The following is a 20101-nucleotide window of genomic DNA, read 5'->3' as shown; positions in this document are numbered from 1 at the left end:
CAACTTCGAGGGGTGTCGACAGCGCCGCACCCCTCGAAGTTGTCCAGTCAGCACCCGAACTCAGCGCGGGGCGGTGGCCTCGACGATTGCGATCTCGCGGGTGGCGGTTTCGCGGTTGCGTTCGGCGGCAGTTTCGCGATCCGGATTCAGAGCGGGGTCCGCGGCGCGATCGGGGCCAGGTTCCTCGTCCTCGCGCTCGAGCACGGCGGTCCCGACCCCGCGACTCGGCTTGGCGAACGGCACATCGCGCCCGTCGCCGTCGTGCAGCACGCGCACCCTCGGTGCGGTGAACGGATGCAGCTGCACCCGTAACCGGCGATACCTCACCATCCAGAACAGCACGACGGCCGCAGCCAGCAAGCCCGAGATCGCGGCGAGGCCGAGCGCCCAACGCGGGCCGAAGGCATCCGCTACCCAGCCAACGAGCGGCGCGCCGAGGGGAGTGCCGCCGACGAAGATGGCCATGTACAGCGCCATCACGCGGCCGCGCATCTCCGGCCGGGTCGTCGTCTGCACGTAGGCGTTCGCGGTGGTCATGAGAGTGAGCGACGACAGTCCGACCAGGGTGAGAGATATGGCGAAAGTGGTATATGTCGGCATGATCGCTGACAGCCCGCAGGCCAGGCCGAACAAAGCCGCGCCGAGCACGATGAGCCGCAGTCGGGCACGGCTGCGGCGGGCGGCGAGCAGAGCGCCGACGACGGCGCCGATGGCCATGATGGAGCTGAGCAGGCCGAATTCCGCAGCTCCGCGGCCGAACTCGATCGTGGCCATCGTGGAAGTAAAAATGGCGAAGTTGAGGCCGAAGGTGCCGATCAGAAAGACCGCGATCATGACGACGATGATGTCGGAGCGACCGCGCACATAGCGGAAGCCCGCCAGGAGCTGCCCGCGCTCACGCGAGGCCCTCGGCTGACGGCGCAACAGGTGCGTGCGCAGCAGGGTCATGGCAAAGACGGTCGCGGCGAAGGTGACCGCGTTGATCAGGAACACCCACCCGGCACCGACGGCGACCGTGAGCAGGCCGGCGGCGGCCGGGCCGATCAGGCGCGCGCCGTGGAAGGAGGCGGAGTTGAGGGCGACCGCGTTGGAGAGATTGTCTTCAACGACGAGCTCAGAGACGAAGGCCTGGCGGGCGGGTGCGTCGATCGCGGCCACGACGCCGAGGCCGAGCGCGAACAGGTAGACGTGCCAGAGCTGGGCCACCTCGAGCACGGTCAGAATGCCGAGGCCGAGGGCCAACAGACCCATCAGGGTCTGGGTGAGGATAAGCAGCTTGCGCCGGTTGAAGCGGTCGGCAATGAGTCCAGACCACGGCATGAGTACCAACTGCGGGCCCAGCTGCAGCGCCATGGTGATGCCGACCGCGGTCGCGTCGTAGTTCGTGAGCTCGGTCAGCACGATCCAGTCCTGGGCGGTGCGCTGCATCCAGGTGCCGATGTTCGACACCAAAGCCCCGGCGAACCAGATGCGGTAATTGACGACGCTCAGCGAGCGAAACATGGCACTCAACTGTCGGCGAGCTCCTTCATGATCAGCGTTGCGGCGGCGAGCACGCGGTGCTGTTCCGGGCTGAGCTGGGCGACTCGTTGTACGAGCCAGGCATCTCGACGCTTGCGCGTTTCGGTCATCATCTCGCTCGCGGCATCCGTTGTAGTGAGCACGATCTTGCGGCCGTCGAGGGTGGAATCGGTGCGGGCGACGAGACCGGCATCGACGAGGCATTTCACCGTTCGGGTCATCGACGGCGGGGTGACGCGCTCGAACTCGCTGAGTTCGGTCAGCGTCAACGGTCCGTGCACGTGGAGCACTCCGAGCGCTGAGAACTGGCCGCTGCCGAGTTCGTTCTCGGCCTTCTCCTGGCGCAGTCGCCGGGCCAGGCGGCCGTTGGCGAGGCGAAATTCGTGGCTGAGTTCGGTGGTGTTGGGTGCGGCTGTGGGGGGTGCTGCGGCCTGCTGCGGTGTGCTGACCGGTGGTTGAGCCTTGATGACGCCGAGGGCGGCAGTTTTTGGGTGTGTTCGCGATTCCATAGATCCTTAGCATAGCAAATTAGCCTTGCTAAGTACATTGCCTAGCGCTCTCTGCCCCGCAACAGGGCAGACTGGCCTCGTGCCCACATATACGGATGCCCACGGCCGGCTCATTACCTATTACGTCTGGCCGGTCGCCGCCCCGCGTGCCGTCATCCAGCTCGCCCACGGCGTCGGTGAACACGCCCAGCGCTACGCCGCGCTCGCCGCGGATCTCAACCGGGCCGGGTACGCGGTCTACGCCGACGATCATCTCGGCCACGGCCAGACCGGCCTCGCCCAGCACGGCAGCGACCATACGAAGCTTGGTCGGCTCGGCGCGGGCGGGCTGCGCGCGGCGGTGGCCGGCGTGCATCAGTTGAGCACAATCATCCGCTCGGAAAACCCGACACTGCCGCTCGTGCTGCTCGGGCACAGCTGGGGATCGTTCATGGTGCAGATGATCGTGAACGAGCACGCCGCCGAGTACGACGCGATCGTGCTCTCGGGCACCGCCTATCGCTGGCCCGGTTATCTCGACGGCGGTGACCTGAACCGCAAGCACAAGACGCTCGGCACGACCGGGGTTGAGTGGCTCAGCCGTGACCCGGCCGTGGCTGCGGCTTTCGTCGCCGACCCGCTCACCACGGCGACGCCGCTGGCGAAGCTGTTCGGCCTTCGCGAGGCCGCCCGACTGTTCGGACGGCCAGCTCGCGACCTGCCCACCGACCTGCCGATGCTCGTGCTGGTCGGCGGGGACGACACCGTCGGCGGCGAACGCAGCGCCCTCAAACTGGTGAACGCCTACGTCAAGCGTTCCGGGCTGCGCGACGTGCGCTTGGTCGTGTATGCGGGCGCACGGCACGAGGTCTTTAACGAGACCAACCGCTCCGAGGTCATCGGCGACCTCGTGGCTTGGCTCGACGAGCGCCTGCCGCCAACGCCGGGCGGCACGCCGTAGGCTGAAACCATGCATGGTGAATATAAGGTTCCGGGCGGCAAACTAGTCGTCGTAGATCTCGATGTCGTCGACGATGTCATTGCCAACTTTCGTCTGGCCGGGGACTTCTTTCTCGAGCCCGACGATGCCCTCGAAGACATCAACTCCGCGGTGACCGGCCTGCCCGCCGGCAGTGCGGCGGCCACGATCGCCGCTACGGTGCGCGGCGCGCTCCCTAGCGGTGCCGTTCTGCTCGGATTCTCGCCGGAGGCCGTGGCCGTGGCGATTCGCCGTTCGCTCGCGCAGGCGAGCACCTGGCGGGACTACGACTGGCAGATCATCCACTCGCAGAAGCCCGTCGCGCCCGTGCTGCAGATGGCCCTCGACGAGGTGCTCGCGACCGAGGTCGGCGAGGGACGACGGCAGCCCACCCTGCGCATCTGGGAGTGGAACGAACCGGCCGTCGTCATCGGCAGTTTTCAGTCGCTCAAGAACGAGGTCGACCCGGAGAACGCCGCTAAATACGGCTTCACCGTGGTGCGGCGCATCAGCGGCGGCGGCGCCATGTTCATGGAGGCCGGCTCGGTCATCACCTATTCCATCTACGCACCGACCGATCTCGTACAGGGCATGAGCTTCGCCGACTCCTACGCTTTTCTCGACGAGTGGGTCATCGCCGCGCTCAAGTCCCTCGGCATTGACGCGCACTACCAGCCGCTCAACGACATCACGAGCCCCGCCGGCAAGATCGGTGGCGCCGCCCAGAAACGCCTCGGCAGCGGTGCCGTACTGCACCACGTCACCATGAGCTACGACATGGACGGCGAAAAGATGGTGCAGGTGCTGCGCATCGGCCGCGAGAAACTCAGCGACAAGGGCATCACCAGCGCGGCCAAGCGCGTCGATCCCCTGCGTAGCCAAACCGGCCTGAGCCGCGCCGCGATCATCGACCGCATGAAGGAGACCTTCACCGGCCTCTACGGCGCCACCGAGGGTGACGTCACCGCCGAGGAATATGCCAAGGCCACCGAACTGGTCGCGAACAAGTTCAGTACAGAGGCGTGGCTGACCCGAGTTCCCTAAAACCGCGATCAGCGGATGCCCGCGGCGGGCCGCCGCATCCGCTCGGGTTACCGTCCCCGCGTCAGCAGATCCTGGTACTCGGCGTGGGTGTCGATCCAGTGCGCCACATAGGAGCAGTCCGGCACGACGGCCAGGTCGGTGCGCACGCGCACATCGTCGAGGGCCTGTTCGACCAGAATGCTCGCCAAACCGTGGGTACGCTTGGCCGGATTCACCTCGGTGTGGGTGAAATGCACCGCGGCGGTTGTGGTGATGTAGTCGGCGACGCCGACGGTTTCGTCATCGAGCAACACGGTGTAGCGGCTCTGCTCGGGGTCGTGGCGCACCTCGAGAGTGCCGGCTTCCGCCAGATCCTGCGAGTGGATGGTGATCGATTCAGCAGTCATCCCGACAGACTATGCCGAGAGGCGGCGCGCAGGCTGAAAGAATGGACAAATGCCAAGCGAGTGGACCCTGACCAGCCCGAGCCGTGTTATCCACGCCGACAACCTCGAGGTGCTGACCGGCCTGCCGGATGGCGCATTCACCCTGATCTACCTCGACCCCCCGTTCAACACCGGCCGGTCGCAGAAGCGGCAGACCACGACCTCGGTGCGTTCGGTTGCAACTGACGGCTCGCACGCGGTCGGAACGATCACCGGATTCAAGGGGCAGCGCTACGAGCGCATCAAGGGTGACCTGCTCGGCTACGACGACCAGTTCGAAGATTATTGGGCCTTTCTGGAGCCGCGCCTGATCGAGGCCTGGCGCGTGCTCGCCGACGACGGCACGCTCTACCTGCACCTCGACTACCGCGAGGCGCACTACGCCAAGGTGCTGCTCGACGCCCTGTTTGGCCGGGAGTGTTTTCTCAACGAGCTCATCTGGGCCTACGACTACGGCGCGAAATCCAAGAACAAGTGGCCCACCAAGCACGACACAATTCTGGTCTACGTGAAAAATCCGGCCCGGTACTACTTCGACTCCACTACCGTCGACCGTGAGCCGTACATGGCTCCCGGGCTGGTCACGCCAGAAAAAGTCGCCAAGGGAAAACTGCCGACGGATGTCTGGTGGCACACGATCGTCTCGCCCACCGGCAAGGAGAAAACCGGCTACCCCACCCAGAAACCGATCGGGATTCTGCGCCGCATCATCCAGGCGTCGAGCCGCGAGGGCGACTGGGTGCTCGACTTCTTCGCCGGCAGCGGCACCACCGGCGCGGTCGCCGCCGCCCTCGGCCGCCGATTCGTGCTCATCGACCAGAACCCCGAGGCGCTCGCCGTGATGCGTGCGCGGTTCAAGCCGGTGCCCGACATCGACTTTCTATAAAGGAGAACCCATGAGATTTCGCATTTTCACCGAACCCCAGCAGGGTGCCAGCTACGACGACATCCTGGCCGTCGCGCAGACCACCGAGCGGCTCGGCTTCGACGCCTTCTTCCGCAGCGACCACTACCAGGTCATGGGCGACGGCGACGGCCTGCCCGGCCCGACGGATGCCTGGACCACCCTGGCCGGGCTGGCGCGCGAGACGAAGCGCATCCGTATGGGCACACTGGTCTCCTCGGTGACCTACCGGCCGCCGGGCATTCTCGCGATTCAGGTGGCCCAGGTCGACCAGATGTCGGGCGGCCGGGTGGAACTCGGGCTCGGCACCGGCTGGTTCGAGCAGGAGCACCTCGCCTACGGCATCCCGTTCCCGGCCAAGCGGTTCGGCATGCTCGAGGAGCAGCTCGAAGTCATCACCGGGCTCTGGAACAGCCCGGTCGGGGGCCGCTTCGACTTTGCCGGCGAGCACTACACGCTCGTCAATTCGCCGGCGCTGCCGAAGCCGGTGCAGTCGCGGGTGCCAGTGATCGTCGGTGGCGGCGGCGCCAAGCGCACCCCGAAACTCGCCGCCCGATTCGCGACCGAGTTCAACCTGCCCTTTCCCGAGTTCGCTGAAATAGCGGCCAAGTTCGACGGCGTGCGGGCGGCCTGTGAGGCCATCGACCGAGACCCGGATGAGCTGACCTATTCGGCCGCGCTGATCGCCGTCGGTGGCCGGGACGAGGCCGAGTTCGTCCGCCGGGCCGCTGCCGTGGGCCGCGAACCGGCAGAACTGCGTGAGCACGGCTTGGCCGGTACGGCCTCCGAGATCGTTGACCGGCTCGGCGCGCTCGCCGACTCCGGCGTCGAGTGCGTCTACCTGCAGATCATGGACCTGTCCGATCTCGAGCACCTCGAGTTTCTAGCAGCCGAGGTCGTTCCGCAGCTGCGCTGAGGCGCGCCGCGGGTCGCGAGCTCTGCCGAGTGCCGCGAGTTCTAACGAGCGCCGCGAGAAGCGGATGCTGCCGGCTGGCGGCATCCGCTCTCCTGCGGCCGCTCAGCCCGCGTGCGTCGCCTCAAGGTGCTTGGCGTACATGCGCCCGCTGTCCTTCACCGTGCGCTGCAGCGTCTTGTAGTCGACCCGTACGATGCCGAAGCGCTTCTCGTAGCCGTAGGACCACTCGAAGTTGTCGAGCAGCGACCAGACGAAGTACCCGCGCACGTCTGCGCCGGCCGCGATCGCCTCGCCCACCTTGTTGATGTGCGCCACGATGTACTCCGTGCGTTCGACGTCGTGCACGGCACCGTCGGCGCTCACCGTGTCGTCGTAAGCGGCGCCGTTCTCGGTGACATAGAGCGGCGGGAGCCGGTCGTACTCCTTGCCGAGCCGCACGAGCAGCAGGCGCAGTCCGTCGGGGTTGACCTCCCAGTCCATTGCGGTGCGCGGCAGCCCCCGGCTGGGAAAGGTGATGTACTCCGATCCGACCCACGGTGACCCCACCGGACGCTCGGCGCCACCAGCGTGGGAGTCGCTCGCCGAGGCATCCGCATGGCCGCTCACGAGGTCGTCGTGATAGTGATTGACGCCGAGAAAATCCAGCGGGGCGGCGATGATTTCCAGGTCGTCGGAGTGGATGACCTCAGCGAGCCCGAACGGCTCGAGGTCGTGCAGGGTGTCGTCGGGGTAAGCGCCGCGCAGCAGCGGGTCGAGAAAGATGCGGTTAGCGAGCGAATCGAGCCGCCGGGCCGCCTCGACATCGACGGGGTCGGCGGCATCGCGCGGCACGGCATTGGTGAGATTCAGGGTTATCCCTAGATTCTGAGCGCCCGCAGAGCGCAGCGCGTTCACCGCGAGCCCGTGCGCGAGGTGTTGGTGATGCACCGCCGCGATGGCCGCCCGGCCGTCTTGCCGGCCCGGCGCGTGGGCGCCCGATCCGTAGCCGAGCAGCGAGGAACAGAAGGGCTCATTGAAGGTGGTCCAGTGCGTGACCCGGTCGCCGAGCGCGGAGTAAACATCGCTCGCGTAGTCGACGAACCGGTAGGCCGTGTCGCGGTTGGCCCAGCCGCCCTTCTCCTCGAGGGCCTGCGGCAGATCCCAGTGGTACAGGGTGAGCCAGGGCAGAATACCGACGCCGAGCAGCTCGTCCACCAGCCGCGAGTAGAAATCCAGCCCCTCGGGGTTCACAGTCCGATCGCCCGGGCGCACCCGCGCCCAGCTGGTCGAAAACCGGTAGGCGTCGAGGCCGAGCGAAGCCATCAACTGCACGTCGGCGGGCATCCGGTGGTAGTGATCGACCGCGGTTTCGAGGTCGTCACCGCCCGCGATGGCACCGGGAACACGCGCGAAGGCGTCCCAGATTGAGTCGTCCTTGCCGCCGGTATGGCCAGCGCCCTCGATTTGCGCGGCGGCGGTGGCCGACCCCCAGAGAAATCCGTGCGGCCAGGTGAACGGTGTGGGTTCGATCTGCGACATGACACGACGGTACCCCGCGGCGGCGCATTCGACCAGTGCTTCGGGGTCCTCCCGCGCCCCCGGTACACAAATGTGGATATCGGGCCGAATAGCGCCCGGAATCGCGAGTAATCGGCCCCAACAAACACGATCTCCGCAGTTGTGCACGCGGCATTCAGGACTTGCGATATTGGTCGCGGCTAAGCTCGAAACATGCTGCACAACAACGAACCCTCCGAGGCCGACCAGCGCCGCACCCGACGCCGGTTTCTGATCGGGGTTCTCATCGTTGGCGTGGTCGTCGCCCTCGCGGCGATCGGCCTCTATCTGAGCGCCGCCCTCAGCGTTTAGTCAATCCTCAAAACAAAGTGAGTACACAGTGCAGTTGACAAGGTGGCAGCGACTCGGCCTGACGAGCGCCGTTGGTGCCGTTCTCGCGGTCGGCGCGACCGCGCTCGTTGTGCAGGCCCTCGAGGGTCCCTCCGACCCCACAAAGACGGCGCAGACAACGGATGCCGACGCCTCAGCTGCAACGCAGGAACCCGCTCGCGCCACCCCCGCCGACACGGCCACTGCGGCCCCGGTTGAAGCGGAGCCTGCCCTGAGCGCCCCGGTCGCCGCGCAGATCGACTACCTGCTCGCGCACTGGAAGCTCGAAACCTACAACTCCGCCGAGTGGGGCGTGCTCGGTGAGAACGACTGCGTCAACTTCGCCAGCCAGGCCATGATCGCCCGGGGCTGGACCATGGACGGCGTCTGGTCGAGCCCGAAGAACGGCAACGCCTACGACGCGTCGGCGGCCTGGCGCAGTTCCACCGCATTCATGAACTACATCGCGCAGACCGGCAAGGCCACAGCGCTCACCGACCAGCAGCGCGACCAGGTCAAGGTCGGTGACATCGTGCAGTTCGACTGGGACAACACCGGCGATCGCGATCACACCGGCATCGTCACCAGGGTCGAGAAGGTCGGCGACACGATTACGATTTCGTTCGCCGGGCACACCCTGGATTCCGACTACCGCTCGGTCGACACGGCGATCACCGTGGACCATCCGGGCGGCACGGCCTACTATTGGAGCGTTCCCTAGGCGATCGCAGCGTCGACGATCGCCTTGGCTTCGGCCTGAACCTGGGCCAGGTGGTCGTCGCCGAGAAACGACTCCGCGTAGATCTTGTAGACGTCTTCGGTGCCGCTCGGCCTCGCAGCGAACCAAGCGTTCTCGGTTGTCACTTTGACGCCGCCGATCGCCGCGCCGTTGCCGGGCGCCACGCTAAAGGCATCGGTGATTTTCTCACCGGCGAGTTCGGTGGCCGTGATCATGGAACCGTCGAGCTTGGCCAGCGCGGCCTTCTGCGCGGGCGTGGCGGCGGCATCCACTCGGGCGTACGAGGGAGCGCCGAAGTGCTCGGCCAGCTCGGCATAGCGCTGCGAGGGGGTCTTGCCGGTGACGGCGAGAATCTCGGAGGCGAGCAGGGCCAGCAGAATGCCGTCCTTGTCGGTGGTCCAGACGGTGCCATCGAAACGCACGAAGCTCGCTCCGGCGCTCTCTTCGCCGCCGAAGGCCACCGAGCCGTCGATCAGGCCGGGTACGAACCATTTGAAACCAACCGGCACCTCCCACAGGTCGCGGCCGAGAAAGCCGGTGACCCGGTCGATCATGGTCGACGAGACGAGGGTCTTGCCGACCGCGGCGTCGGGCTTCCAGCCCTCGCGGTGGCTGTACAGGTAGTCGATGGCAACGGCCAGAAAATGGTTCGGGTTCATCAGGCCGCCGTCGGGCGTCACGATGCCGTGCCGGTCGGCGTCGGCGTCGTTACCGGTGAGGATGTCGTACTCGTCCTTGTGGGCGACAACGGATGCCATGACAGACGCACTCGACGGATCCATCCGGATCTTCTCGTCCCAGTCGAGGGTCATGAAACGCCAGGTCGGGTCGACGGAAGGATTGACCACGACCAGGTCGATCTCGTAGCGGTCACGGATGGCGCCCCAGTAACCCACGCTCGCGCCGCCGAGCGGGTCGGCCCCGATGCGGATTCCGCTGGTGCGGATGGCCCGCATGTCGATGATGTTCTCGAGGTCGTTCACGTAGTTGCCGCGAAAGTCGTAGGTTTCCACGGCGCTCGGCTCGCTCATCAGCACGCCGTCCAGGCCATTGGCGATGAGCTCGTTCGCCCGGTTCGCGATCCACGAGGTTGCATCGCTGTCGGCTGGACCGCCGTGCGGCGGGTTGTACTTGAAGCCGCCGTCCATCGGCGGGTTGTGGCTCGGGGTGACGACGATGCCGTCGGCCAGGTCGCCGTGCTCGGCCCGGTTGTAAGCCAGAATCGCGTGCGACAGGGACGGGGTGGGCACGTAGTCGTCGAACTCGTCCACGAGCACACGCACGCCGTTGGCGACGAGCACCGTCAGGGCGGTCGTGTAGGCCGGGCCGCTCAGCGCGTGCGGGTCGGTGCCGATGAACAGCGGCCCTGTAATGCCCTGGCCCGCGCGATATTCCACGATCGCCTGCGTCGTGGCACTGATGTGGTCCTCGTTGAACGCGATGTTCAGTGAACTGCCGCGATGTCCGGAGGTGCCGAAGACGACCCGCTGGGCCGGCACCCGGGCATCCGGTTTCAGGTCGTAGTAGGCCTTGACCAGCCCATCAACGTCGATCAAATCAGATTCCTGGGCGCGGGTTCCTGCTCGTTGGCTCATGAGCACAGTCTGGCACTCCCAGTAGGCTGTCAGCCATGCCCGACTCGCCGAATCCGCCCCAGACCCAGACCTACAGCTATCTCGGCCCGGCCGGCACCTTCACCGAAGCGGCGCTGGCCCAGGTGCCCGAAGCGCGCGGCCAGATTTGGCGCCCGGTCAACAACGTGGGCGAGGCCTTCGCGGATGTCGTGAGCGGCCAGAGCCTAGCGGCCATGATCGCCATCGAGAACTCGGTCGACGGCGGAGTCACGGCCACGCAGGATGCCCTGGCGAGCGTGCCGAACCTGCGCATCATCGGCGAATACCTGGTGCCGGTGAATTTCGTGCTGGTCGCCCGCCCCGGCACGACGCTGGCCGATGTGCGTGTCGTCAACGCGCATCCGGTCGCCTACGGCCAGTGCCGCAACTGGCTCGAACGTGCCCTGCCGAGTCACGGGCACATCCCCGCCTCGAGCAACGTCGCCGCCGCGTCTTCCCTGCTCGACACCACACAAGCGGATGCCGCGATCGCCCCTCCCGGCATCGACAAGCACCACGACCTCGTCGTTCTCGCGTCGAATATCGGGGACAACCCGAACGCCGTCACCCGCTTCGTACTGGTCGGTCGGACCGCCGAACTCGCCGAGCCGACCGGAGCCGACAAGACCAGTCTGATCATTGAGCTGCCGAGTGACCGCTCCGGCGCCCTGCTCGACATGCTCGAGCAGTTCGCCACCCGCGGTGTGAATCTCAGCCTGATTCAGTCCCGGCCGATTGGCGATTCCCTCGGTCGCTACCGCTTCGTCGTCGACGCTGAGGGGCACATTCTCGATGAGAGGGTCGCCGACGCCCTGCTGGGACTTCGTCGATTCAGCCCCAAGGTGATCTTTCTCGGATCCTATCCGCGGGCCGACAAACGCCCGATCGAGTTCACCTCGCGGTACGACGACGACATTTTCATCGAAGCCCGCGACTGGTTGCGCGGTTTGATTGCGGGGGAACCCGTTGAATAAGCACATCGCGGGGGAGCCCACCGAATGACCGTCGACCCAAACAATGATGCGCGCTTCCAGCGTGGCTACGAGCCCGACGACGCCAGCTCAGCGATGACCGAGCTGTTCGCGCCGAAGTCTCCCGACCGGCCAGAAGTATCCGTCGGCACAGACCAGCGCGACTCGGTGCCCGTGCCAGACGACGGCGCGCTGCTCGACCAGTTTGAACCGCGCAATCCGTTCATCGTTGCCCTGTGGGTGATCGGCCCGGCGCTCATTATCGCGGGGCCCGTACTGCAGGCGCGTTCGATCTACGAGTCCTACCGGGGTAACAGCGGAAGCTTTAGCAGCGATGACATTCCCTTTGAAGTCGTTCTGCAACAGCTGACCTATAGTGTCTTGCCCTCAATGGTCGGCGTTGGTCTTGCGACAGTCATCGGATTGCTCTTCGTCGAGGCGATCCGCTGGCGGTCTCGGACGTCGCGCCGCTCAGACACCTGATTCAGCGGGCACACGCACGATGAGCGCGCCTTCGTCGGCGCGCAGCCGCACCTTGCGCACCAGGCCGAATTCGTCGCCGTCGAGCTCAAAATCCTGCGCGTGTTCGAGGACGATGCGAATATCGGGCCCGCGTAGTGTTGTCATCACGCGTTCATTCGACGATTCGGTGGCCTGAATCATGCGTCGACCCACCGCCGAGCGGCGAAGCACCCCGTTCTCCCAGGTCACTCGGCGCCAAATGGTTAGCCAGCCGAGCACGCCCTTGGGCTGCAGCACCGCAATGTCGAGAATGCCGTCGTCGAGGCGCGCGTCGGGCAGAAACTGCAGATTGCCCGGCAGCAACCCGCAGTTGGCGACGAGAATGGCGCTCACCTGCGCCGGTCGGTCGACGCGCCCCGCAACGCTGTAGCGGATGCGAAATGGTCGCGCTTTCGGCAGCGCCCGCGCGACGCCGTCGACGTAGGCGAGCCAGCCCACCTGTTTCTTGAGGTCATCGCGGGTGTGAGCGATCATCTGCGCGTCGAGGCCGAGCCCGGCCATGACCAGGAAGACGTGTTCCTCAACCGCGCCGGCGTCGGTGGTCACGATAGCGATTCCGAGGTCGATGGGCTTGTCGATACCATTGAACGCGATCGCCGTTGCGGCGTCGATGCTGCCGAGCGGTAGCAGCAGGTTGCGGGCGAGCAGGTTACCGGTACCCGATGGAACGATGGCCATGCGCACCCCGGACTCACGAAGCGCCTCAGCGACGGCCCGCACCGTTCCGTCGCCGCCGGCCGAGAGCACCATAGCTGCGCCGGCGTCAAGTGCCCGTCTCGTGGCTGCCTGACCGACATCGTCACGGGTCGTTTCAAACCATTGCGTCATACCCCAGCCGGCGGCCCGCTCCGCCATGGTCACGCTCGTCCGCAACTTAGCGAGGTCGACCTTCACCGGGTTATAGACGACCGCAGCGTGCTGGGCGAGGTTTTCGGAGGCGCTCACGAGGCCTAGGCTACTGGGTTGGCCTCGCGTTTGCCCGCCAACTCGCGCTTGTAGACTGGCCGAGTGATTGATCCGGTGCTGTTACGCGAAAACCCTGACCTCTTCAAGCGTTCGCAGGAGGCTCGTGGCGACTCCGTTGGGGCGGTGGATGCCGCGCTTGCCGCCGACGCTGAACGCCGGGCGTCCATCACGGCTTTCGAAGACCTGCGCGCCGCGCAGAACCTGTTTGGCAAGCGGGTAGCTTCGGCGCCTGGCGCCGAGAAGAAGGCGCTCGTCGCCCAAGCGCAAAGCCTCGCCGCCGAAGTGAAGGCCGCCGGAGTCATCGCCGGCGATGCCGACGCCCGTTTCACCACGATCGTCAAAACCATCGCGAACCCCATCATCGACGGCGTTCCGTCCGGCGCCGAAGAAAACTTCGCGACCCTGCGCACCCACGGTCAGGCCCCGGTCTTCGACTTTGAACCGCGCGACCACCTTGAGCTCGGCGAACTGCTCGGTGCCATCGACATGGCCCGCGGCGCCAAGGTCTCTGGCACCCGCTTCTACTTCTTGAAGGGTATCGGCGCCCGCCTCGAGATCGCCCTCATGAACATGGCGCTCGACCGCGCGCTCGAAGCCGGCTTCGTGCCACTCATCACCCCCACCCTGGTGCGCCCAGAGATCATGGACGGCACCGGCTTTCTCGGCGAGCACAACGACGAGGTGTACTACCTACCCGCCGATGACCTGTATCTCACCGGCACGAGCGAGGTCGCGCTCGCCGGATACCACAAAGACGAGATCCTCGACCTGTCCGAAGAGCCACTGCGCTATGCCGGCTGGTCCACCTGCTACCGCCGCGAGGCCGGCTCGGGGGGCAAAGACACCCGCGGCATTATTCGCGTGCACCAGTTCAACAAACTCGAAATGTTCACCTACGTGCTGCCGGAGAACGCCGAGGCCGAGCACGACCGCCTCGTCGCCCTGCAGGAGGGCATGCTGCAGTCCCTCGGCCTCAGCTACCGGGTGATCGACGTCGCTGCCGGAGACCTCGGCTCGAGCGCCGCCCGCAAGTTCGACATCGAGGCCTGGGTGCCCACCCAGAACGCCTTCCGCGAGCTCACCAGCACGAGCAACTGCACCACCTACCAGGCGCGACGTCTCGACATCCGTTACCGCACCGAAACGGGCAAGACCTCGCCGGTCGCCACCCTTAACGGCACGCTCGCGACCACCCGCTGGCTCGTCGCCATGCTCGAAACGCACCAGCAAGCGGATGGCTCGGTGCGCGTCCCCGAGGCGCTGCGGCCCTACCTCGGCGGCCTCGAGGTACTCACGCCGCTCCCGGTGAAGGGGGCGAAGTGACCGCGGAGTCAACGACCGAGCGGTGGCTCGTCGCGCTCGATATTGATGGCACCACCATGCACGAGGACGGCTCGATCAGCCAGGCCGTGATCGACGAGGTCTCCCGGCTTACCGCTGCTGGGCACGAGGTCATGCTGGCCACCGGGCGTTCCGCCGCAGCAGCCCTGCCGGTGCTCGACCGACTCGGTATCTCACCGCGCTACGTGGTCTGTTCAAACGGCGCCATCACCATGCACCGTGACGCCGAAGCGCCGCTGGGCTACCGCCGTGAATGGGTTGAAACCTTTGACCCGCGCGATGTGCTCACCTCGATTCGCGCGCACCTTGCCTCGGCCCGGTTCGCGGTAGAAGACGAGCACGGTTTCTACCGTTATACCGAGCCGATTCCGGATGCCACGATCGGTATGGATAGCGAACGGGTCGACTTTGACGAGCTGTTGAAGCACCCGGCGACCCGCGTGGTCGTCATCTCACCCGACCACGACATGGAGGATTTTCTCCAGGTGGTCGAGCGCATGGGGCTCAACCGCGTCAGCTACGCCATCGGGTGGACCGCCTGGCTCGACATTGCCCCCGACGGGGTCAATAAGTCCACGGCGATGGAGCGGGTGCGGGTGTCTGTTGGTGTTCCCCGCGACCGGGTAATGGCCGTCGGCGACGGTCGCAACGACATTGACATGCTGCAATGGGCCGCCGAATTCGGCCGCGGTGTAGCCATGGGGGAGTCGCCCGATGACGTTCTTGCCGCCGCATCGGAGATCACCGGCAACGTGGTAACCGACGGCCTCGCCACAGTGTTGCGCACGCTCTGACTAGCATCCAGCCGTTTATCAGGCCGCTCTGTCAGCCTGTGCAGTCTGCCATCGGCTAGAATCGGGCCAGTTCGCCCAATTCTTGTTCGCGTTGCGATTCGCGCGGGGAGTGGGCAACCGGGAGGGCTGTCCGAGCGGCCGATGGAGCCAGTCTTGAAAACTGGTGGGCAGAAATGTCTCGTGGGTTCGAATCCCACGCCCTCCGCATTACAGGCGCACAACGACTGTGGCCTCAGGCCGACCAGCCAACAACCCGATGAGAGGACATGAGTGAGCGACCAACTTCGCCCCCGCTCGAACGGTTCCAAGAACCTCAAAACCGTTGCCCGTCACGGCCGACTGAAGAAATCGAACGGCGCCGCGACCGTGGCGAAGTTCCTCGCGGCCAGCGTGGCCGTGGTTCTGGTCAGCGGTTTCTCTGTCGGTGCCATCGCGACCTACGACGTCGCCGCGAGTGTGCAGCCGAGCGTGCACCTCGCCAATGAGACCAACGGCCCGGTTCCATCGATCGGTGCCATCGACGGCGGGGTGAATATGCTCATCGTCGGTAGTGACAGCCGTGTCGGCCAGGACGCTGCATTTGGCCCGGAGGACTCCACCGGCGACCTCAACGATGTGACGATGCTGCTGCACATCTCCGAAGACCACAGCAACGCCTCGGTCATCAGCTTTCCCCGCGACCTGTACGTCCCCATCCCCTCCTGCCCCGACCCCGAGGGCGGTTCGTTCAGCGCCATGAGCAGCCAGAAGATCAACACCTCACTCACCTACGGCGGGCTCGCCTGCACGGTGCTGACCGTGGAGAAGCTCACCGGTCTCTCCATTCCGTTTGCGGCCGAGGCGCAGTTCAGTGGTGTCATGGCCATGTCCTCCGCCGTCGGCGGCGTGCCGGTCTGCGTAGCGGAGCGCATCGAAGACGAATACACCGGAATAATGTTCGATCCGGGCGAGCACGTGCTCGAGGGCTACGAGGCCTTGCAATTTCTACGCACCCGCCACGGCCTCGGCGATGGCAGCGACCTGACGCGCATCAACAACCAGCAGCTGTTCATGTCATCGCTCGTGCGCACCATCCAGAGCGCTGACACGCTCTCCGACCCGACCAAGGTGTACGCCCTGGCCAAGGCGGTCACGGGCAACATGCGTCTGTCCGACAGCTTGAATAGCGTGACCACCCTCGCATCCATTGCCATCGCGCTGAAGGACATCGACCTCAACCAGGTTGTCTTTGCGCAGGTGCCCACCGGCAATGTGGCGGGCGGGGTGAAGGCCAGTCAGCCGGCCTTCGACGACCTGTTCGAGGCGGTCGCTGCCGATGAGCCGCTGACCCTGAGTGGAACCACCGGCCGCGGCACCGTGGCCGACCCGAACGCTCCAGTAGACGCGGCTCCCGCCCCGGCCGCGACCACTGATCCTGCCGTGGCAGCCGATCCGGCGGTCACCGAGGCGCCCGTGCCCACGGAGGCTCCCGGTGTTGTCCTGTCGGAGTCGGTGAAGGGCCAGACGGCCGGCGACTACACCTGCACGAACGGGCGTCTGCTGAGCGAGCAAGGGTAGCCGGGCTCGAGCATCCGTTCTTTCATGGTCAGAGCGGATGCCCGCGGTACGGCTAAGATGGACGAGTGTGTTTGCGCAAGCAGATACCAAGGAGACGTCGCATAGTTCGGCTTAGTGCACCACCCTGCTAAGGTGGAGTACCCTTTACGGGGTACCGTGGGTTCAAATCCCACCGTCTCCGCAGCCATTCGAACCCCTGAATCCCGTAAACACTGGGACTCAGGGGTTTTCCTTTGCCCGAAAAACCCGTTTTGGCAACAGTTGAATGGCCGCAGCGTTATCGAGGCGCTTCGCAACGGCGTCCAGGCAGGTCGAACTCGGTCGTGTTTCGCGGCACTCGCCTAGGGTGGATGAATGGACGCCGACATCAACTTCTACTTCGACCCGGTTTGCCCCTTCGCCTGGATGACCAGCAAGTGGGTGCGACAGGTGCAGGAGCAGCGCGACTACACCGTGGATTGGCGGTTCATCTCGTTGCGCCTCATCAATGCCCAGGTCGACTACGACGCGCACTTCCCTCCCGAGTACGAAGCTGGCCACACCGCCGGACTCAGGCTCTTGCGGGTAGCTGCCCGGGCGCGAGCGGAGCACGGCCGAGCGGCGATGGCACCGCTCTACGCCGCCTTCGGAGCCCACATCTTCGACACCGCCCTAGTCCCGGACGAGTCCGAGATGCGCGAGCTCCGCGGCACGCGTGAGTTTGCGGAACCGATTCTCGCCGAGGCGGGCCTGCCGCTCGAGCTTGCAGAAGCTCTCGACGACGAGTCATGGGACATGGAGATTCAGCAGGAGACGGACGAGGCGCTCTCGCTGACGGGAAAAGACGTGGGCACGCCCATCATCCATTTCGAGCCTCCCACCGGCGTAGCCTTCTTCGGGCCGGTGATCAGCCGGCTACCAGACGAGGACTCGGCCGTCGAGTTGTGGGACCACGTAGTCGCTCTAGCCCGCTTCCCGGGTTTTGCCGAGCTCAAGCGCAGCCTGCGCGAGCAGCCACAGCTGGCCGCGTTCGGAGTTGACGCGACCACGGTCGGAAAGCAGGAGGACTGGCACGGCGGCAGCCGGCGGCAGAAGAAATGACCTCCTCCGCTAGGGTAAATGCATGAATGAGACGAGCACCCTCAGCCACCAGGAGTCAGTCATCGTCGAGGCGTCGGCCGCGTTTCTCTACGACATGATCTCTGATATCACCCGCACCGGCGAGTGGAGCCCGGTCTGTACGTCATGCTGGTGGGACGACGAGGCCGAGGCCGGTCGGGTCGGTGCCTGGTTCACCGGGCGCAACCAGCTCCCGCATCGGACCTGGGAGACCCGGTCTGAGGTCGAGAAGGCGGAGCGCGGTCGCGAGTTCGCTTGGGTGGTGGGCGGTAGCTTCGTGCGCTGGGGCTTTAGCTTCGCCGCCGCAGACACCGGGACGAGGGTCACGGAGTCGTGGGAGTTCCTGCCGGGCGGGATCGCCATGTTCGAGGAGAAGTTCGGCGAAGAGGCGCACGCTCAGATCACCGACCGCACCCAGCAAGCCCTCGACGGCATCCCGAAAACCCTCGCCGCGATCAAACGAATCGCCGAGGTTTCCACCGAGGCAGGCGAGCGGGCCCAGTCGTAACAGGTTGCCCGGTCCTGACCCGTCGTGCTGCCAGGAGGCCGTCGTACCTCGAACGCTTCCGATAAAGTGAGAGGAGTCTTAGCCACCCCTCGAACGGAGGAGTTCCATGCCCATCACGGTCACAGGCGTCATCGCCCGCTCGAAAGGCGCGCCAGTCGAACTGGTCGAGATTGTCATCCCCGATCCCGGTCCAGGCGAAGTCATCGTGGACATCGAAACGTGCGGCGTCTGCCATACCGACTTCCACTACAAGGAGGGCGGCATCAATGATGACTTCCCCTTCTTGCTCGGGCATGAAGCCGCCGGGCGGGTCAGCGTCATCGGCGAAGGTGTCACCCACGTCGCGGTCGGCGACTTCGTGGTGCTCAACTGGCGCGCCGTCTGCGGAGAATGTCGAGCCTGTAAGCGGGCCGAACCCTGGTACTGCTTCAACACCTTCAATGCCACCCAGAAGATGACCCTCACCGACGGCACTGAGCTCAGCCCGGCCCTCGGCATCGGCGCCTTCGCAGAAAAGACCCTCGTGCACGCCAAGCAGTGCACCAAGGTGAATCCGGATGCCGACCCCGCGGCCGTCGGACTCCTCGGCTGCGGCATCATGGCTGGCATCGGCGCGGCCATGAACACGGGCAACGTCGGCCGAGGCGACTCGGTCGCCGTGATCGGCTGCGGTGGGGTGGGGGATGCTGCGATTGTGGGATCACGTCTGGCTGGAGCATCCGTCATCATCGCCATCGACCGCGACCCCAAGAAACTCGCCAAGGCCCAGCAGCTCGGTGCCACGCACTCCATCGACTCGTCGAACCTCGATGAGGCTGGCGTCGTCGCAGCCGTACAGGCATTGACCGGCGGATTCGGCGCCAACGTCGTCATCGACGCGGTTGGCCGTCCGGAAACCTGGCGGCAGGCGTTCTATGCCAGGGACCTTGCCGGCACGGTCGTGCTGGTCGGGGTGCCGAACCCCAAGATGATGCTCGAAATCCCTCTTATCGATGTCTTTGGGCGCGGCGGCTCGCTCAAATCGAGCTGGTATGGCGACTGCCTGCCGGAGCGCGACTTTCCCATGCTGACCGACCTGTACTTGCAGGGACGGCTGCCCCTCGACGAATTTGTCAGCGAGAAGATCGGTATCGGTGAGATCGAGGCTGCATTTGAGAAAATGGCACTCGGTGACGTGCTGCGCTCGGTGGTAGTGCTCTGATGAGCGCACGCATTGACCACCTCGTCACAGTCGGCACCTTCAGCCTCGACGGCGGAACCTGGGACCTCGACAACAACGTCTGGATCGTTGGCGACGACACCGAATGTGTCGTCATTGATGCTGCCCACGACGCCGACGCGATCCTGAAGGCAGTAGGCGACCGCAAGCTGCTGGCCATTCTGTGCACCCACGGGCATAACGACCACATCGGTGCAGCCGCCAGCGTGAGCGCCGCAACGGATGCCCCGGTCTGGCTGCACTCAGCCGACACCATGCTGTGGGAGATGGTCTTTCCAGCGGATGCTGCGGCGAGCACGCGCCCGAACGCGCTGGCAGACGGCCAACGCATCGCCGTTGCCGGAATCGAGCTTGAGGTACTGTACACGCCGGGGCACTCGCCAGGATCGGTCTGCTTCTCTTTGCCGGAACTCGACACGGTGTTCAGCGGCGACACGCTTTTCCACGGTGGGCCGGGCGCAACCGGCCGCTCGTTCAGCGATTTCCCGACGATCATCGACTCGATCACCGCCAAGCTGCTCACGTTGCCGGCTGCCACCGTGGTGCGCACCGGGCACGGTCAGTCCACGCTGATCGGCGACGAGGCGCGCGACCGCGAAGAGTGGATCACTCGCGGGCACTGAGTCATAA

At 65.6% G+C, this 20101-nt stretch carries 21 protein-coding genes and 2 tRNA genes; 17 read left to right on the top strand and 6 right to left on the bottom strand.

Going from position 1 to position 20101, the window contains the following annotated elements; translation table 11 throughout:
- Nucleotides 1–60: 60 nt before the first annotated feature.
- Complete coding sequence (locus CJ028_RS11985) at nucleotides 61–1503, bottom strand: MFS transporter (RefSeq protein ID WP_205684039.1); 1443 nt, start codon at nucleotides 1501–1503, stop codon at nucleotides 61–63.
- 5 nt (nucleotides 1504–1508) lie between these two features.
- A complete protein-coding gene (locus tag CJ028_RS11980) occupies nucleotides 1509–2030 on the bottom strand; it encodes a MarR family winged helix-turn-helix transcriptional regulator (protein ID WP_105035464.1) in 522 nt (173 codons plus the stop codon).
- A gap of 79 nt (nucleotides 2031–2109) precedes the next feature.
- Between CJ028_RS11980 and CJ028_RS11975 the strand changes: the two genes are divergently transcribed.
- Together CJ028_RS11975 and lplAB are read left to right on the top strand one after the other, a co-directional pair.
- Nucleotides 2110–2970: an alpha/beta fold hydrolase gene (locus CJ028_RS11975; RefSeq protein ID WP_105035463.1), complete on the top strand. Its 861-nt coding sequence runs from the start codon at nucleotides 2110–2112 to the stop codon at nucleotides 2968–2970.
- Nucleotides 2971–2979: 9 nt separating this feature from the next.
- On the top strand, nucleotides 2980–4032 hold the full coding sequence (gene lplAB / locus CJ028_RS11970) for a lipoate-protein ligase LplAB (RefSeq protein WP_105035462.1): 1053 nt from the start codon (nucleotides 2980–2982) through the stop codon (nucleotides 4030–4032).
- 47 nt (nucleotides 4033–4079) lie between these two features.
- On the opposite strand, the gene CJ028_RS11965 is transcribed toward lplAB, so the two are convergent.
- Nucleotides 4080–4418, bottom strand: coding sequence for a GNAT family N-acetyltransferase (locus tag CJ028_RS11965; protein WP_105035461.1), 339 nt, complete (start codon nucleotides 4416–4418; stop codon nucleotides 4080–4082).
- 49 nt (nucleotides 4419–4467) lie between these two features.
- Between CJ028_RS11965 and CJ028_RS11960 the strand changes: the two genes are divergently transcribed.
- Together CJ028_RS11960 and CJ028_RS11955 are read left to right on the top strand one after the other, a co-directional pair.
- Entirely contained in the window at nucleotides 4468–5343 is an 876-nt protein-coding gene (locus CJ028_RS11960; protein WP_105035460.1) for a DNA-methyltransferase, read from the top strand.
- Between the two features lie 10 nt (nucleotides 5344–5353).
- On the top strand, nucleotides 5354–6277 hold the full coding sequence (locus tag CJ028_RS11955; RefSeq protein ID WP_105035459.1) for an LLM class F420-dependent oxidoreductase: 924 nt from the start codon (nucleotides 5354–5356) through the stop codon (nucleotides 6275–6277).
- 102 nt (nucleotides 6278–6379) lie between these two features.
- On the opposite strand, the gene CJ028_RS11950 is transcribed toward CJ028_RS11955, so the two are convergent.
- Nucleotides 6380–7795, bottom strand: a complete 1416-nt coding sequence (locus CJ028_RS11950) for a GH1 family beta-glucosidase (protein WP_105035458.1) — start codon at nucleotides 7793–7795, stop codon at nucleotides 6380–6382.
- Between the two features lie 192 nt (nucleotides 7796–7987).
- Between CJ028_RS11950 and CJ028_RS20970 the strand changes: the two genes are divergently transcribed.
- Nucleotides 7988–8125 (top strand): hypothetical protein, encoded by a 138-nt coding sequence (locus tag CJ028_RS20970; protein ID WP_161498971.1) that lies wholly within the window; start codon nucleotides 7988–7990, stop codon nucleotides 8123–8125.
- A 34-nt stretch (nucleotides 8126–8159) separates the two neighbouring features.
- Nucleotides 8160–8864, top strand: coding sequence for an amidase domain-containing protein (locus CJ028_RS11945; protein WP_161498970.1), 705 nt, complete (start codon nucleotides 8160–8162; stop codon nucleotides 8862–8864).
- Here the strand turns inward: CJ028_RS11945 and pgm are convergent.
- The gene (pgm, locus tag CJ028_RS11940; RefSeq protein ID WP_105035456.1) at nucleotides 8861–10477 is read right to left on the bottom strand and encodes a phosphoglucomutase (alpha-D-glucose-1,6-bisphosphate-dependent); all 1617 of its coding nucleotides are present in this window, start codon (nucleotides 10475–10477) and stop codon (nucleotides 8861–8863) included. The two genes, CJ028_RS11945 and pgm, sit on opposite strands and share 4 nt — an antisense overlap.
- A 35-nt stretch (nucleotides 10478–10512) precedes the next feature.
- Here pgm and pheA point away from each other — a divergent pair, with 35 nt between their 5' ends.
- Complete coding sequence (gene pheA / locus CJ028_RS11935) at nucleotides 10513–11469, top strand: prephenate dehydratase (protein ID WP_105035455.1); 957 nt, start codon at nucleotides 10513–10515, stop codon at nucleotides 11467–11469.
- 24 nt (nucleotides 11470–11493) lie between these two features.
- Nucleotides 11494–11949, top strand: coding sequence for a hypothetical protein (locus tag CJ028_RS11930; RefSeq protein WP_105035454.1), 456 nt, complete (start codon nucleotides 11494–11496; stop codon nucleotides 11947–11949).
- Here CJ028_RS11930 and CJ028_RS11925 read toward each other — a convergent pair.
- Nucleotides 11938–12933, bottom strand: a complete 996-nt coding sequence (locus tag CJ028_RS11925; RefSeq protein WP_105035453.1) for a diacylglycerol/lipid kinase family protein — start codon at nucleotides 12931–12933, stop codon at nucleotides 11938–11940. The two genes, CJ028_RS11930 and CJ028_RS11925, sit on opposite strands and share 12 nt — an antisense overlap.
- 63 nt (nucleotides 12934–12996) lie before the next feature.
- Between CJ028_RS11925 and serS the strand changes: the two genes are divergently transcribed.
- The 9 genes from serS (at nucleotide 12997) to CJ028_RS11880 (ending at nucleotide 20094) form a co-directional block, all read left to right on the top strand.
- A complete protein-coding gene (gene serS / locus CJ028_RS11920; protein ID WP_105035452.1) occupies nucleotides 12997–14277 on the top strand; it encodes a serine--tRNA ligase in 1281 nt (426 codons plus the stop codon).
- Entirely contained in the window at nucleotides 14274–15089 is an 816-nt protein-coding gene (locus tag CJ028_RS11915; protein WP_205684010.1) for an HAD family hydrolase, read from the top strand. Before serS ends, CJ028_RS11915 begins: the two co-directional genes overlap by 4 nt.
- A gap of 120 nt (nucleotides 15090–15209) precedes the next feature.
- Nucleotides 15210–15294, top strand: a tRNA-Ser gene (locus CJ028_RS11910).
- A 65-nt stretch (nucleotides 15295–15359) separates the two neighbouring features.
- Complete coding sequence (locus CJ028_RS11905; RefSeq protein ID WP_105035451.1) at nucleotides 15360–16646, top strand: LCP family protein; 1287 nt, start codon at nucleotides 15360–15362, stop codon at nucleotides 16644–16646.
- Between the two features lie 90 nt (nucleotides 16647–16736).
- Nucleotides 16737–16827: transfer RNA gene (locus tag CJ028_RS11900), tRNA-Ser, on the top strand.
- A gap of 173 nt (nucleotides 16828–17000) precedes the next feature.
- Nucleotides 17001–17726, top strand: a complete 726-nt coding sequence (locus CJ028_RS11895) for a mycothiol-dependent nitroreductase Rv2466c family protein (RefSeq protein ID WP_105035450.1) — start codon at nucleotides 17001–17003, stop codon at nucleotides 17724–17726.
- Between the two features lie 22 nt (nucleotides 17727–17748).
- On the top strand, nucleotides 17749–18252 hold the full coding sequence (locus CJ028_RS11890; RefSeq protein WP_105035449.1) for an SRPBCC family protein: 504 nt from the start codon (nucleotides 17749–17751) through the stop codon (nucleotides 18250–18252).
- A 106-nt stretch (nucleotides 18253–18358) separates the two neighbouring features.
- The gene (locus CJ028_RS11885) at nucleotides 18359–19453 is read left to right on the top strand and encodes an S-(hydroxymethyl)mycothiol dehydrogenase (RefSeq protein ID WP_105035448.1); all 1095 of its coding nucleotides are present in this window, start codon (nucleotides 18359–18361) and stop codon (nucleotides 19451–19453) included.
- On the top strand, nucleotides 19453–20094 hold the full coding sequence (locus CJ028_RS11880) for an MBL fold metallo-hydrolase (protein ID WP_105035447.1): 642 nt from the start codon (nucleotides 19453–19455) through the stop codon (nucleotides 20092–20094). Before CJ028_RS11885 ends, CJ028_RS11880 begins: the two co-directional genes overlap by 1 nt.
- The last annotated feature ends 7 nt before the right edge of the window (nucleotides 20095–20101 follow it).

The organism is Cryobacterium aureum, from assembly GCF_002954245.1.
Taxonomy (GTDB): Bacteria; Actinomycetota; Actinomycetes; order Actinomycetales; family Microbacteriaceae; genus Cryobacterium; species Cryobacterium aureum.
Note: the sequence above shows the minus strand (reverse complement) of the source record. Positions and strands in the feature narration are given on the sequence as shown.